Genomic DNA, 14,757 nt, shown 5'->3' on the forward strand with positions numbered 1-14,757 from the left:
ATCGATGAGCAAAGTACAAAAGAACGCCGACAAGGAATTCGGCCTATCGTCTTGGGCCATTGATAACCCTTCGGTTATTTATGTCATGATAGCCATTTTTCTATGGTTGGGTTTTAGCGCCTATATGGCTATGCCGAGAGAGGATTTTCCTGAAATTATAGAAACCAAGATATATGTTAGCACACCTTACCCCGGTAACACTGCCGAGGATATTGAAAAACTTATTACCGATCCTTTAGAAGATAGGCTTAAGAATATTAGTAACGTTGTTGAAATTACTTCAACATCACAGGAAGATTACGCTATTCTAACCATAGAATTCGATGAAGATATTACGGTTGAACAAGCCAAGCAAAAGGTAAAAGATGAGGTAGATAGTGAAAAAGCAAGTGAAGACTGGCCAACATTCAACGGTGCCAAGGTAGAACCTAATGTTTTCGATTTAAATTTCTCTGAAGAAGTTCCTATCATGAACATCAATTTTACCGGAGATTACCCTGTAGAGAAACTAAAAGAGTTTGCGGAATACCTACAAGATGAGGTAGAAGACTTACCTGAAATTAAGCAAGCGGACATTCGTGGGGCCCAAGATCTGGAAGTTGAAGTTGGTGTGGACATCTACAAAATGATGGCGGCAAAAATCAGCTTTCAAGACGTTATTAGCGCTATAAGCAACGGTAACATGACCATGTCTGCCGGCAATCTAAAAACAGTTGGGCAAAGACGTACCATTCGTATTTTAGGTGAAGTTGAAGACCCTAAAGAATTGAACAATTTTGTGGTCAAATCTGAGAACGGTGCAGTATACTTAAAAGATATTGCTACCGTAAACTTTCAGTCTAAAGATAAAACTACCTATGCCCGAGAATTTGGCGAGAACGTAGTAATGCTAGATGTTAAAAAGAGAGCAGGTAGAAATTCAATATCAGCGGCAGATAAGATAAAAGCCTTGGTAAAAAAGGAAAAAGAAGATTACTTTCCACCAGATTTAAACATCTCTATTGCCAATGATTCTTCTACACGTACATTGAATCAGGTTGACGATTTGGTAAACAATATCATCTTTGGTATCATACTCGTTGTAAGCGTTTTAATGTTTTTCCTAGGCTTTAGAAATGCCTTGTTCGTCGGTTTTGCTATACCCATGTCAATGTTCATGTCATTTGTAATATTATCATGGTTAGGTTATACCCTAAACACTATGATTCTTTTTGGAATGATCATGGGGCTTGGTATGTTGGTAGATAACGGTATTGTAGTGGTAGAAAACGTATATAGATTAATGGATGAAGGCATGTCCAGAATCGAGGCCGCTAAAAAAGGTATTGGTGAAATAGCTTACCCTATAATTATTTCTACGGCAACAACAGTTGCGGCATTTGTTCCATTAGGTTTATGGCCTGGTATTTTTGGACAGTTTATGATTTACTTCCCTATTACACTATCTGTTGTATTGGGTTCTTCATTGTTCGTGGCAATCTTTATGAATTCAATGTTGGTATCTAAATTCATGAGTACGGACGAAAAGGAGCTTACTTTAAAGCAACTGATCAGAATGAGCGTGATCATGGGTGGTTTAGGTATTTTAATATTGATTTTTGGCGGTGCTATGCGCGGTTTAGGTACTGTATTGATTCTTACTGCTATTATGTTCTGGGCCTATAAATATCTAATAAAAGGAGCAGCTATTAGGTTTCAAAAGAGAACCATGTCCCGTTTTGAAAATTGGTATGAACGTCGTTTAAAGCATGCCCTAAGAGGTGGCAACGTTTACTGGTATTTTGGCATTACCTTTTTAATGTTGATCGGAGTTTTCATGTTATTTGGTATGTCCGTAGGTAGCGGTCGTACAAAAATTGAATTCTTCCCAGATAACAAACCGAACGAAATCTACGTATATGTAGAATATCCTGAAGGAACATCTATTGAGAAGACCAATGAAATCACCAAAGAGGTAGAAAATCAGGTATATGCTATCATGAACGATGATAAGTATAAAAATGAAAAGGGTGAAAACTTTATGATGTCATCCGCTGTGTCCGTGGTAGGTGAAGGTGCAGGTAATCCACTTACAGATGGTGGTTCTTCTGCAGAAATGCCACATAAAGGAAAGGTTACGGTAAACTTCAGTGAATATAAGTATCGTAACGGTCTTAATACAGAGGATATTCGTGGTCGTGTACAAGCTGCATTACAGGGAATTTATCCAGGTGTTGCAATTTCCGTAGAAAAAGATGCCAATGGTCCGCCAGCCGGTTTTCCTATAAATATTGAACTTGAAGGTAATGATTATGACGAGCTGATCAATACTGCAGAGGATATTAAAAACTTCATCAACACCAAAAATATTGCAGGTATTGAAGAGTTAAAGATTGATGTAAACAAAGGCAAACCTGCTATGCAAGTTATTGTAGATCGCGAAAAAGCGGGTGAATTAGGTGTTGCCGTTGGGCAAGTAGGCAACCAATTAAGACGTTCTATTTTTGGTGAAAAAGCTGGTGTTTACAAAGAAGATGGTGAGGATTATGATATCAACATCAGATTCAATGAAGATTTGAGATACAATAAAAGTGCGCTATTCAATCAGAATATCATTTTTAGAGACCCTTCTAACGGACAGATTAAGGAGATTCCTATTTCTGCTGTAGCCAAAGAGAAGAATACATCTGGTTACAGTGCCATAAAACACCGTGATGGTAAACGAGTTGTAACTATCTACTCTGGTTTAAAGCCTGGCTTTACCGATGCAGGTGCCATTGTTGCCGAGATACAAAATGAAATGGGCAGTTTTGAAGGAACACCCGCTACCGTTAAAATTGACTATACCGGTCAGTTAGAGGAACAAGCAAAGCAACAAGCTTTCTTAGTTGGTGCATTTTTCTCAGGATTAGGATTGATTATGCTTATTTTAATTTTCCAATTTGGTGGCATATCTAAACCATTGATCATTATGATTGCCATTTTCTTAAGTTTTATAGGTGTATTTGGAGGGTTAATGATAACCGGATGGTCTTTTGTAATTATGATGACCATGATGGGTATTATCTCATTAGCCGGTATTGTGGTAAATAACGGAGTGGTACTACTGGATTATACCCAAATTCTAATAGATCGTAAAAAGGTACGCCTTGGTATTGAAGACAGTGATTTGTTAACCATGGAAGATGCAACAGATTCAATGATCGTTGGTGGTAAGGCAAGGTTAAGACCGGTAATACTTACGGCAATAACAACAGTTTTAGGATTGATTCCGTTGGCAATAGGCCTTAACATTGATTTCTTTGCATTGTTCTCAGAATTTAACCCACATATTTATATAGGTGGTGACAACGTCATATTCTGGGGTCCATTGGCATGGACGGTAATCTTTGGTTTACTGGTGGCTACTTTCTTAACATTAATCATTGTACCGGTACTATTTAACATAGTATATCGTATTAAGGTCAAGTTTAGTAGTTTTGGAAACAAGAGCAAAGACTCGAACGAACAACTTGAAAGTGTATCATAATATACTTTAAATTAATTGCATAAAAAAAGCCCGTATCACAATTGATACGGGCTTTTTATTTGAGTTAGTTAACTTATCTATTACTAACAACAGGATTTTTTTTGCCAGCTTTAGACACACTTGCAATTCTGTTGTTATCAAAACTTACTTCACTTTTCACATCACCTTCCCAGAATAACCATGTACCGGTTCTTACACCGTTTTCATAATTACCCATGGCAATTTTTTCTCCTTTTTCATTGAACATTTTCCATTCACCTTCCAATTTCTCATTTAAAAAGAACCCCTCTTGAGATTTCTCTCCATTAGCATGAAAATAAGTAGCTTTTACTTTATCTCCTTCTTTTTCAAAAACTGGATCAATTTGAGCATATGCTCCAAAAGACAATGCCATTACGGCAATAATTAGTAGCTTTTTCATAATTATATATTTTTTTTGATTACTGATTTCTTGTATGATAACGGTATAAAGATACAATTATTTTGCAATTAATCAATGTTTAGGTAACTTTTACATAACATTAAATTAACATAGTAAACATAAGAAACTATTTATCAGTACATTAACCTTATTTACAAAGGTTGTTTCATAAAACCAGTCATCGAGTAAAACCTGCATTTAATATAGACCTACTATGAAATAGACTTCTTAAATTTGCCCTTTCATTAAAGCAAGTATTATGTATAGAAGCCATTCCTGCGGGGAATTAAGAGAATCACATATTGGTACAACAGTTACCCTTTCTGGGTGGGTTTCCAAAACAAGAGATAAAGGTTTTGTTGTTTGGGTAGATATTCGTGATCGCTATGGTATAACACAATTAGTGCTTGATGAAGATCGTACTTCTAAAGAATTATTGGAGCAAGCAAGAAACTTAGGTAGAGAGTTTGTTATTCAAATAAAAGGTGAGGTTATTGAAAGAGCATCAAAAAATGCAAACATTCCAACAGGGAATATAGAAGTTTTAGTTTCTGAATTAACCATTTTAAACGAATCTAAGACTCCGCCATTCACCATTGAGAACGAAACTGATGGTGGCGAAGACCTGCGAATGAAGTACAGGTATTTGGACATCCGTAGAAAACCGGTACAAAACAACCTTATTTTTAGAAGTAAGGTAACTATGGAGGTCCGTAAGTTTTTATCTGGCGAAGGCTTTATAGAAGTGGAGACTCCGTATTTAATAAAATCCACTCCAGAAGGTGCAAGAGATTTCGTAGTACCTAGCCGTATGAACGAAGGGCAGTTCTATGCATTGCCACAATCGCCACAAACCTTCAAGCAATTGCTAATGGTTGGTGGTTTAGACAAATATTTTCAAATTGTAAAGTGTTTCAGGGATGAAGATTTACGTGCGGACAGGCAGCCAGAGTTTACACAGATAGATTGCGAAATGGCTTTTGTAGAGCAAGAAGATATTCTTAATGTATTTGAGAACTTAACCAAATACCTTTTAAAAGAAGTTAATGGTGTTGAAATAGACTCTTTCCCAAGAATGACCTATGACGAAGCTATGTCTAAATATGGGAACGACAAGCCAGATATTCGTTTTGGAATGGAGTTCGGGGAATTAAATACTGTAGCACAACATAAAGAATTTGGTGTATTCAATTCCGCTGAATTGGTTGTGGGTATTGCGGTACCTGGCGCAGCAACTTACACTAGAAAAGAATTAGATGCCTTGGTAAATTGGGTAAAACGCCCACAAGTGGGTGCTAACGGAATGGTGTACGTAAAGTGTAATGAAGACGGAAGTTTTAAATCTACCGTAGATAAATTTTACGACCAAGAAGATTTAGCAAAATGGGCAGCGGTAACCGGTGCTAAACCAGGAGACCTTATTTGCGTTCTTTCCGGCGACGCCAATAAAACAAGAACACAGTTAAGTGCGCTACGTATGGAAATGGCCACCAGATTAGGGTTGAGAAAGCCAAACGAGTTTGCTCCATTATGGGTAGTTGATTTCCCTTTATTGGAACTTGATGAAGAAACGGGTCACTACCACGCCATGCACCACCCATTTACATCACCAAAACCAGGTCAATTAGAATTATTGGATACCGATCCAGGTGCTGTTCGCGCCAATGCTTATGATTTAGTATTGAACGGTAATGAAATAGGCGGTGGTTCTATTCGTATTCATGATAAAGAAACACAGGCAACCATGTTCAAGCACTTAGGTTTTACTCCCGAGGAGGCAAAAGCACAATTTGGATTCTTGATGGATGCCTTTCAGTACGGAGCACCACCTCATGGCGGATTGGCATTTGGTTTAGATAGACTCGTTGCTATTTTAGGCGGACAGGAGACCATACGTGATTTCATTGCATTCCCTAAGAACAATAGTGGTAGAGATGTCATGATCGATGCGCCTGCAGCAATTGACGACGAACAATTAAAAGAATTGAACTTAAAGCTAGATATAGATTTGAAATAAAGTCTTTTTGATATAAAAGTAAAAATTCCGCCTAGTGCGGGATTTTTATTTTTGGTCTCCTCTTCAATTAGATACCTTACAAATCAATTCTGCACCAAGTAAGATATTTTTTGTTAAATTCACTTTGTGAAAAAATGGGTTAAAATTACGGTAATAGCTATAAGTAGCTTACTTCTAATTGCCGCAGCAGGATATGGATATCTATACTATACTTATAAAATAAAGTATGTTCCTTCAAAAGATTTATACGAGAAAAGAGTTGCTTATATAGATACTAAAAAAGCATTATTTTCTGAAAATTTTAAAATTTGTGATAGCACCCATATTGTGGACTACTACAACCATTTAAAAGATGACTCTATACATAGAAGAACTCAGTATATTACTAATAAAAATGGTCTTAGAAAAGAAGTATTATCTAAATACGTGAATAAAGACTATAAAGATTCAGGCTATTTGAATTTTAGATTTATAGTTAACTGCAAAGGTGAAGCCGGCGCATATGTTATTCACGAAAATGATTTAGACTTAAATCCTAAAAAACTAAATACAGCCTTAGTATCCCAACTTTTGAACATTACAGTTGAATTAAAAAAATGGAAACCTAATTACATGAATGGTGCAGAGAGGGATTCATATATGTACATATCATACAGAATAGTAAATGGAGAAATCACAGAAATTATTCCTTAGTATTATTTTTGTTTTTCTTTTAAGTTCTTGCCAAACCAAAGAAGAGAAAGTTAAAGATGCATACGATGTAGGCTTTAGGCATTATCAAGGTAGCCGCTTTCACATGAATGCATTTGCCTATGCATTAGAGTTAGATTCTACAAAAGCAGAAACATATAGAGAACTTTCCGTCACCTATTTAAAAAGAGGCATTCCACATAAATGGAAATCTTGGTATGATGGTGCAGTAGAGTATGACCCTATAACTTGGCAACCATGGCGAGGATATTTATACCTGTGGTTCTACAGAGATTACGAAAAAGCCATTGCAGATTTTAATGCATCAGATTCGTTAACTCCGTATTTAGATTATCCACAAGGGCATAGTGTAGATTTTTGGCGTGGTATTGCTTACTTAGGCGCTAAAGACTATGAGAACTCTATTGTATATTGGGATAAACATATTACCAGAGAAACTGAAGATTCCGGTGAAGATTGGGTAGAATTAGAAGCGTTTCTTTATAGAGGTATAGCCTACTACGAATCTGATAACATAGAGAAAGCAAATGAGAATTTTGACAAAGTCATTCAATACTTCACCAACTCTGCAGATGCCAAATATTACAAGGCGCAGCTATTACGGAGCGAAGGTGACAAAAAAGCGGCTTTAAATATGATCGAAGATGCCATTGTAGATTTTAACAACGGCTATTATAACAATAGAGCATATGTTGAAACACTTCGTCAAATTTACCTTGAGGATTTAGAAGAACTTAAATCAAAAATCATAGCAAGTAATTAAATACCTTTGATGGCTACTAATGATATGGTTATACAATGCCCATACAAACGAACAATTTCTTAAGGCGTATTTATAAGTGGAGATATAAGAACATCTCACAAAAGACCTTTATTTACATTTTAAGTGTTGTTGTTGGCTTATTGGCCGGTTTAGCATCGGTAACACTTAAGAATATTACTTATTTTATTGAAGCATCCTTAGAGAAAGGAATTATATTTTCAAGCAATCAACTCTATTTTATTCTGCCTATTCTAGGCTTAACCTTTGTCTATTTATATGTAAAATACGTTCATAAAGAGAAACTTAACCATGCTGTTTCTTCAATACTATTTTCATTATCTAAAAACAAAGGCAGAATTGCCGTAAAGCAAGTTTACACTCAATTGATCATTGCACCTTTAACTGTCGGTTTTGGTGGTTCGGTGGGGTTATTAGGTCCTGCTGTGGCAACCGGTGCTGCAATAAGTTCTAACCTTGGGCGATTGTTTCATATCAATTCTAAGACAAGGTCCTTATTAATTGCCTGTGCATCTGCCGGTGCAATATCATCCATTTTTCAATCGCCCATTGCGGCTATAATTTTTGCGGTAGAAGTATTTAGCCTAGACCTTACAATGATATCAATGCTACCATTATTATTGGCATCCATAAGTGGCGTACTTACCTCATACTTCTTTATGGGTAATGAAGTATTGTTCAATTTCTCGATCAATGAACCGTTCCAAGTAAAAGACACACTATTCTACATTGTTTTAGGCATTGGTACCGCCGTTGCATCTATCTATTTTACTAAAATGTATTTTGGCATTATCAACTTGTTTAAACCATTGAAGAGTCCAAAGTACAGACTTTTAGTAGGTGGTTTGGCTATTGGAATTATGCTTTATTTTATACCTCCGTTATATGGTGAAGGTTTTTCCTTTATTAACGACTTGCTAAAAGGAGACCATATAAATGCTTTAGGAAAAACCCCTTTTGACGATTACATTGATAATATTTGGATCGTTATTGCATTACTGTTCGGTATCACCATTTTTAAAGCTGTAGCAATGACCACTACGTTAGCGGCCGGTGGGGCTGGTGGAATTTTCATTCCTACCATGGTCATGGGGAGCGCTTTAGGGAATGTAGTAGCTAAACTGATCAATAATTCGGGCTTGGGATTTTCAGTATCGGAAAGTAATTTTACCTTAATAGGCATGGCAGGCTTAATTGCAGGTGTACAACATGCACCCTTAACGGCTATTTTCCTTATTGCAGAAATAACTGGTGGTTACGCCTTGTTTGTTCCGTTAATGATTACCGCATCGATTTCATACATTATTACAAAAAACACAATAGATTACACCATTTACACCAGAGAACTGGCAGAAAGTGGTGAATTGTTGACCCATAATAAAGATCAAGCCGTACTTACTCTTATGGATCTAGACACCGTGATAGAAACCAATTTTAAAACGGTACACCCAGAGATGACCTTGGGGGAAATGTTACATGATTCCGTTGCAAAATCTACCCGAAATATATTCCCTGTAGTTGATGCCCATCATAAATTTTTAGGTATTATATTGTTAGATGATATTAGGGAGTTTATGTTCGACACCAAACTGTACAATACCATAAAAGTTGAAACCTTTACGCACAAAGCACCGGATCATATATATTACGGGCTGGACAGTATGCAAATAGTAATGCAAAAATTTCAAGATAGCGGCGCATGGAACCTACCGGTGGTAAAGGACGGAAAATACATGGGCTTTGTATCAAAATCAAAATTACTGACCGCTTACCGAAGAGAATTAATACAATTTACCAAATAAACAGCCTAATACTAAGGCTGTTAACTAAGAAACAAAAGATGAAATATATTATTAGCATAATAGTTTTAATATCCTTAGGATTAATTATTTACGGATTCACGTTAGATGTGAGTCAAGAAGCTTTGTCACATAAATATATTGGTTCCGGCACATTGGGTCTATTTTTATTGGCAATGCCACTTTTCTTGATAAAGGAAAGCAGGGGCAAAAAGTTCAATGATTACATGCTTACGGATGAGAATGTGAGAAAAATGCAAGGAAAAAAGCCTAGAAACACTGATAATCAAGATACTCCATAAAATTAATTCCTTTATTTTCTACCAATCAACAGGAAAAAATATTAAATTAGAATGTTAATATTTAAATTTCAATACAATGATTGGTACCGTCAAATTTTACAACGAATCTAAAGGTTATGGGTTTATAACCAACGAAGAAACTGGAAAAGATATTTTTGTTCACGCCACCGCTTTACATGGCACGGAAATTAGGGAGGGCGACAAAGTGAGTTATGAAGAGGAAGAAGGAAGAAAAGGTACTGTTGCCGGTCAAATACAGGTACTATAAATCTCTTTTATAGAAATATATAACCACGCTTATGCGTGGTTATTCGTTTATACCCAAGCCACTACTTTCTTTTTTTAAAAAAAAACTGCTGTAATAGGCTTGCCGCTTCTTCTTCAAGAATGCCCCCCAATATTTTGGTTTTTGGGTGTAAGGTAGTTCCCATTGCCCCGCATCCGCGTTGCAAGTCTTTTGCTCCGTAAACAATTTTTCCTATTTGGCTCCAATAAAGCGCCCCGGCGCACATTTGGCATGGCTCTAAGGTTACATATAGCGTACAGTCCTTTAAATATTTTCCACCTAAAAAATTAGCGGCCGAAGTAATTGCCTGCATTTCTGCATGTGCCGTAACATCGTTTAATTTTTCAGTGAGATTATGCGCCCTTGCAATGATCCTATTTTGCACTACAATAACTGCACCAACGGGCACTTCACCGGCTTCAAATGCATATGCTGCTTCTTGAAGTGCCTTTTTCATAAAATAAGTATCGTCGTAGGGTAGAACCATAGGTTCAAAAATACGATAGTTTCATTTTTAAAAAAGTATTTTTGTCTTCATTATATGCACAGCTTGAAATCAATACTAGAACATATCAATTCGCCCAATGATATTAAATCTCTAAAAGAAAAAGATTTAGAGCAATTGGCTAGTGAATTACGTGAGTTTATAATTGACATTGTTTCTGTAAAAGAAGGGCATTTAGGTGCCAGCTTAGGTGTTGTGGAATTGACCATTGCATTACACTACGTTTTCAATACACCAGTGGACAAACTCATCTGGGATGTTGGCCACCAAGCTTACGGTCATAAAATACTGACCGGTAGAAAAGATATTTTTGATACCAACCGTCAGTTTGGTGGTATAAGCGGCTTTCCTAAAATGCAAGAAAGCGAATATGACGCTTTTGGTACCGGGCATAGCTCTACCTCTATTTCAGCTTTATTGGGCATGGCTTTAGCCACCCAACTACATGGAAAATTTCGAAGACAACATATTGCTGTAATAGGCGATGCATCTATAGCCAGCGGTATGGCTTTTGAAGGCCTAAATCATGCAGGGGTCACCAATGCCAATATTCTAGTGGTGCTTAATGATAACGCCATGGGTATTGACCCAAGCGTAGGAGCATTGAAAAAATATTTGACCAATGTAAAAACTGGTACCGCAAAAGAAGAGAATATTTTTGAGTGCCTAAATTTTCATTATTCAGGGCCTGTAAACGGCCATGACTTACCTACCTTAATAAAAGAGTTGGAACGATTACAAAAAGTTGAGGGTCCTAAATTGTTACATGTCATTACCACCAAAGGTAAAGGCCTGCAAAAGGCAGAAGAAAATCAGGTTACCTACCATGCCCCAGGTAAATTTGATAAGCAAACGGGCGAATTGCAAAAAAAGAACAGTATTGCCGAGCCACCCAAATTTCAAGATGTATTTGGCAAGACTTTAGTAGAGCTTGCAACAAGAAATACTAAAATAGTAGGTATAACTCCCGCAATGCCAACGGGCAGCTCTTTAAAATTTTTAATGCAAGCAATTCCAGAACGTGCTTTTGATGTGGGCATTGCAGAACAGCACGCGGTAACCTTAGCTGCAGGTATGGCCACGGATGGGTTGGTTGTATTCTGTAATGTTTACTCCACTTTTCTACAACGTGCATATGATCAGGTAATCCATGATGTAGCTATACAAAACTTACCGGTTATTTTCTGTTTAGATCGCGCAGGTCTAGTAGGTGAGGACGGACCTACACATCATGGCGTATTTGACATTTCTTACTTAAGATGTATTCCCAACCTGATTATTTTTTCTCCTATGAACGAAGTAGAATTAAGAAACATCATGTATACGTCTCAGTTAGGACTAAAAAATCCTATTGCAATAAGATATCCGCGCGGTAGAGGTAAGATGTTGAATTGGCAATTACCAATGAAAAAACTGAGCATAGGTAAAGCTGTAGAATTAAAGAAGGGAAATAAAATTGCAATTTTAAGTACAGGACCGATCGGCAATATGATATCTGAAATGATAGAAGAACTAAACCGACCCGATGCAATAGCCCATTATAATTTCCCTTTCATAAAGCCTTTGGATTCTAATCTATTGAAAGAAATACTTCAGAAATTCAATCATATTATTACACTAGAAGACGGTTCTGCCATTGGCGGATTTGGGAGTAGTGTGTTAGAATATGCAAATAATATTGGAATCCATAAAATAATTAAGATATTTGGCATTCCTGATGTCTTTATTACGCACGGTGCCACCGAAAAACTGTATAAAAAAGCAGGAATAGATAAGATGTCCGTAAAACAATATGTACAACAATTTCTATGAAAATGATGGTTTTTAAATCGCTTAAGCTTTCAATTGCGTTATTTCTTTTGGTAACTTCTTTAGCATTTGCACAAGACACAATACCAGCGCCAATTATTGTAGACAGTGTAACCGTAGATAGCGTTGCCATTGACACTATTGTAATTCGCAGAACGGTAGACAAAATTTATACTCCCAAAAAAGATGTCAACCTTCAAATACCAAATATCGACTTTAAAAAGACAAAAACCCTACAGAAAGGTTTTCAACGTTTTAGAGTTCCTTCTTTTTGGGAAACGGAAAATAGTTTTGGCATAAACATCAGTGAAGTGGCCTTTGTAAACTGGAATGCAGGTGGTGACAATGCCATAAGTGGGCTAGGTTTTTTAAAATTTGCAAGAAAGTATAAATTCAATAATTTTCAATGGGATAATAAATTAGAATTACGCTACGGATTAAATGCCCAAGAAGGGCGTAAACTTAGAAAAACCGAAGATGTAATCCGTTTAAGTTCTAACTTAGGTTTCAAAAAAGACAATGATAGTAGGTGGTTCTATTCGGTTCAATTAAATTTTAACACACAATTTTCCAACGGTTATAAATACCCTGACAGAGACACGCCCATATCAAGATTTATGGCACCTGGCTATTTACTGTTCGGTGCAGGTACGTCCTATATTACAAAGGATGAAAAATTTAATCTTTACCTATCACCATTGACACAAAAATCAACCTTTGTATTGGATCAAGATTTGGCTGACAATGGGGCTTTTGGTGTTCAAGAAGCCATTTTAGATGCAGATGGCAATATAATTACACCAGGTGAAAATCATTTATTAGAACTAGGTATTTTGATTACCAACAATTTTAATTATACCATAGCGGATAATATTGAAATGAAAAGTAGATTGAATCTTTATACAGATTACATAAAAAGCTTTGGAAACGTTGATATAGATTGGGAGCTTACCCTTAATATGAAGGTCAATAAATTTATAAGTACGAGTTTGGGCACACAAATGATCTATGATGACGATATTCTTTTTGATGTGGTCAAAAACGATAACGGCACTATAGTAAACCCTGGTGTACCAAAAATTCAATTTAAACAAGTATTGGGCGTAGGTATTTTATATGGTTTCTAAAGTGTTTTACCCTTGATTTTATTGTGCATATGTACTGCGGCACTATCAGATAGACTAGCAACGTAACAACAAGTATTCAATACAATTTTATATAACGATACATTTGTTTCTCTATAAAACCCAGGTAAGGTCCTTAATATAAGTTTATGGTAGTTAGAGGCATTGTTGTTCTTTTTGCCGATCAAGGCGTTGATATAGACCTCTAGAATATCAGAAATAATAGTATAACCCGCTATTTCTTTTTCCACAACTTCTTGAGATTGATAAATTTTTTGAACGCTTAAACTTATAATATCCTCAATTTGTGCTTTAAATTTACTTTTTTCCAGTAATGAAACATCGAAAGTACCGTTCAAGATACTTTCTTCATTTTCAATAAATATAGAAACTGCATCCTGTATCAGCGTATTTATGGCCAAGGCACGCAAATAGCTAAGCCTATCTTCCATATACTCCAAAGAATTATACTTTTTGGTATTTATGGAATCCTTTACTAGTTTTATTAGGTATTCCAAAGCATAATCCTCAGAAATGAGTCCCAAATTTATACCATCCTCAAAGTCAATTATGGTATAGCAAATATCATCTGCGGCCTCTACCAAGAACGTTAACGGGTGTCTACTGTAAGAAAAGCTTCCGTCAGCACTTCTACTTTGTAAACCCAAATCTTCCGCAACTCCTTTAAATATGTATTTTTCACTTTGAAAAAATCCAAATTTTTTATCGCAGATATGGTTTGTAGGTTTTTTAGGCAGAGACTCTTTAGGATATTTCATAAAGGCGCCCAAGGTAGCATTACTTAAACGAAGCCCACCAGATACACCTGCCCTATCCTGTGTCAATAATCGAAATCCGTTGGCATTACCTTCAAAATCGATAATATCTTGATATTCCACTTCAGAAAGTAGTTCCTTGAACCTTAATCCGTTTCCAGTTTTAAAATATTCACCAATAGCTTTTTCTCCACTATGGCCAAAAGGCGGATTTCCAATATCATGTGCCAGAGCTGCGGCGGCTACAATAGCTCCAAAATCATTAAACTGATAGCCATGAACTTCCTTTAAATAGGGATGTTTTTCAATAATTTTTTTCCCTGCCAACCTACCTAGACTTCTACCGACCACTGATACCTCTAAACTATGGGTCAATCTTGTATGAACAAAATCTGTCTTAGATAATGGAATTACTTGGGTTTTATCCTGTAGACTTCTAAATGCAGAAGAAAAGATAATACGATCATAATCAACATCAAAACCCAACCTTGTTTCGTCTTGTTCATTTCTTAATCTCTTGTTCTTATCGCCTTGTCTTCGTAAAGAAAGTAACTGCTCCCAATTCATGTTCGTTAATTTAAAGTTTGCAAGATACGCCATTTACTCATTTTGATACCGAAAGCATTGGCTGCGATAAACAATTATACACCAGAATCTTAACCTTTAAAACATATATTCATAAACCTATGATAACCTTAACTTAACCTTAGCTTTCTTT

Annotated in this window: 12 protein-coding genes; 9 read left to right on the forward strand and 3 right to left on the reverse strand. The window is 36.2% G+C overall.

The annotated features are described in order from the left end of the window. Window positions 1–4 precede the first annotated feature (4 nt). Complete coding sequence (locus PXC01_RS00185; protein WP_276470362.1) at window positions 5–3,508, forward strand: efflux RND transporter permease subunit; 3,504 nt, start codon at window positions 5–7, stop codon at window positions 3,506–3,508. A 73-nt stretch (window positions 3,509–3,581) separates the two neighbouring features. On the opposite strand, the gene PXC01_RS00190 is transcribed toward PXC01_RS00185, so the two are convergent. Then, the gene (locus PXC01_RS00190) at window positions 3,582–3,929 is read right to left on the reverse strand and encodes a toxin-antitoxin system YwqK family antitoxin (RefSeq protein ID WP_276470363.1); all 348 of its coding nucleotides are present in this window, start codon (window positions 3,927–3,929) and stop codon (window positions 3,582–3,584) included. Window positions 3,930–4,188: 259 nt separating this feature from the next. Between PXC01_RS00190 and aspS the strand changes: the two genes are divergently transcribed. The 6 genes from aspS to PXC01_RS00220 all read left to right on the forward strand — a co-directional run bounded on the left by aspS (window position 4,189) and on the right by PXC01_RS00220 (window position 9,807). Further along, complete coding sequence (aspS, locus tag PXC01_RS00195; RefSeq protein ID WP_276470364.1) at window positions 4,189–5,946, forward strand: aspartate--tRNA ligase; 1,758 nt, start codon at window positions 4,189–4,191, stop codon at window positions 5,944–5,946. 126 nt (window positions 5,947–6,072) lie between these two features. Beyond that, window positions 6,073–6,639: a hypothetical protein gene (locus tag PXC01_RS00200; RefSeq protein ID WP_276470365.1), complete on the forward strand. Its 567-nt coding sequence runs from the start codon at window positions 6,073–6,075 to the stop codon at window positions 6,637–6,639. Beyond that, window positions 6,611–7,420: a tetratricopeptide repeat protein gene (locus tag PXC01_RS00205; protein ID WP_276470366.1), complete on the forward strand. Its 810-nt coding sequence runs from the start codon at window positions 6,611–6,613 to the stop codon at window positions 7,418–7,420. Before PXC01_RS00200 ends, PXC01_RS00205 begins: the two co-directional genes overlap by 29 nt. 35 nt (window positions 7,421–7,455) lie before the next feature. Beyond that, on the forward strand, window positions 7,456–9,240 hold the full coding sequence (locus PXC01_RS00210; RefSeq protein WP_276470367.1) for a chloride channel protein: 1,785 nt from the start codon (window positions 7,456–7,458) through the stop codon (window positions 9,238–9,240). A 38-nt stretch (window positions 9,241–9,278) separates the two neighbouring features. Further along, window positions 9,279–9,539, forward strand: a complete 261-nt coding sequence (locus PXC01_RS00215) for a hypothetical protein (RefSeq protein WP_276470368.1) — start codon at window positions 9,279–9,281, stop codon at window positions 9,537–9,539. A gap of 76 nt (window positions 9,540–9,615) precedes the next feature. Then, a complete protein-coding gene (locus tag PXC01_RS00220) occupies window positions 9,616–9,807 on the forward strand; it encodes a cold-shock protein (RefSeq protein ID WP_276470369.1) in 192 nt (63 codons plus the stop codon). Between the two features lie 61 nt (window positions 9,808–9,868). On the opposite strand, the gene PXC01_RS00225 is transcribed toward PXC01_RS00220, so the two are convergent. Continuing rightward, a complete protein-coding gene (locus PXC01_RS00225; RefSeq protein WP_276470370.1) occupies window positions 9,869–10,312 on the reverse strand; it encodes a nucleoside deaminase in 444 nt (147 codons plus the stop codon). A 54-nt stretch (window positions 10,313–10,366) separates the two neighbouring features. Here PXC01_RS00225 and PXC01_RS00230 point away from each other — a divergent pair, with 54 nt between their 5' ends. Together PXC01_RS00230 and PXC01_RS00235 are read left to right on the forward strand one after the other, a co-directional pair. Continuing rightward, window positions 10,367–12,142, forward strand: coding sequence for a 1-deoxy-D-xylulose-5-phosphate synthase (locus PXC01_RS00230; protein WP_276470371.1), 1,776 nt, complete (start codon window positions 10,367–10,369; stop codon window positions 12,140–12,142). Window positions 12,143–12,144: 2 nt separating this feature from the next. Continuing rightward, the gene (locus PXC01_RS00235; RefSeq protein WP_338089430.1) at window positions 12,145–13,266 is read left to right on the forward strand and encodes a DUF3078 domain-containing protein; all 1,122 of its coding nucleotides are present in this window, start codon (window positions 12,145–12,147) and stop codon (window positions 13,264–13,266) included. On the opposite strand, the gene PXC01_RS00240 is transcribed toward PXC01_RS00235, so the two are convergent. After that, the gene (locus PXC01_RS00240; protein WP_276471240.1) at window positions 13,263–14,606 is read right to left on the reverse strand and encodes a deoxyguanosinetriphosphate triphosphohydrolase; all 1,344 of its coding nucleotides are present in this window, start codon (window positions 14,604–14,606) and stop codon (window positions 13,263–13,265) included. The two genes, PXC01_RS00235 and PXC01_RS00240, sit on opposite strands and share 4 nt — an antisense overlap. Window positions 14,607–14,757 lie beyond the last annotated feature (151 nt).

The sequence above is a fragment of the Maribacter huludaoensis genome, from assembly GCF_029350945.1.
GTDB lineage: Bacteria > Bacteroidota > Bacteroidia > Flavobacteriales > Flavobacteriaceae > Maribacter > Maribacter huludaoensis.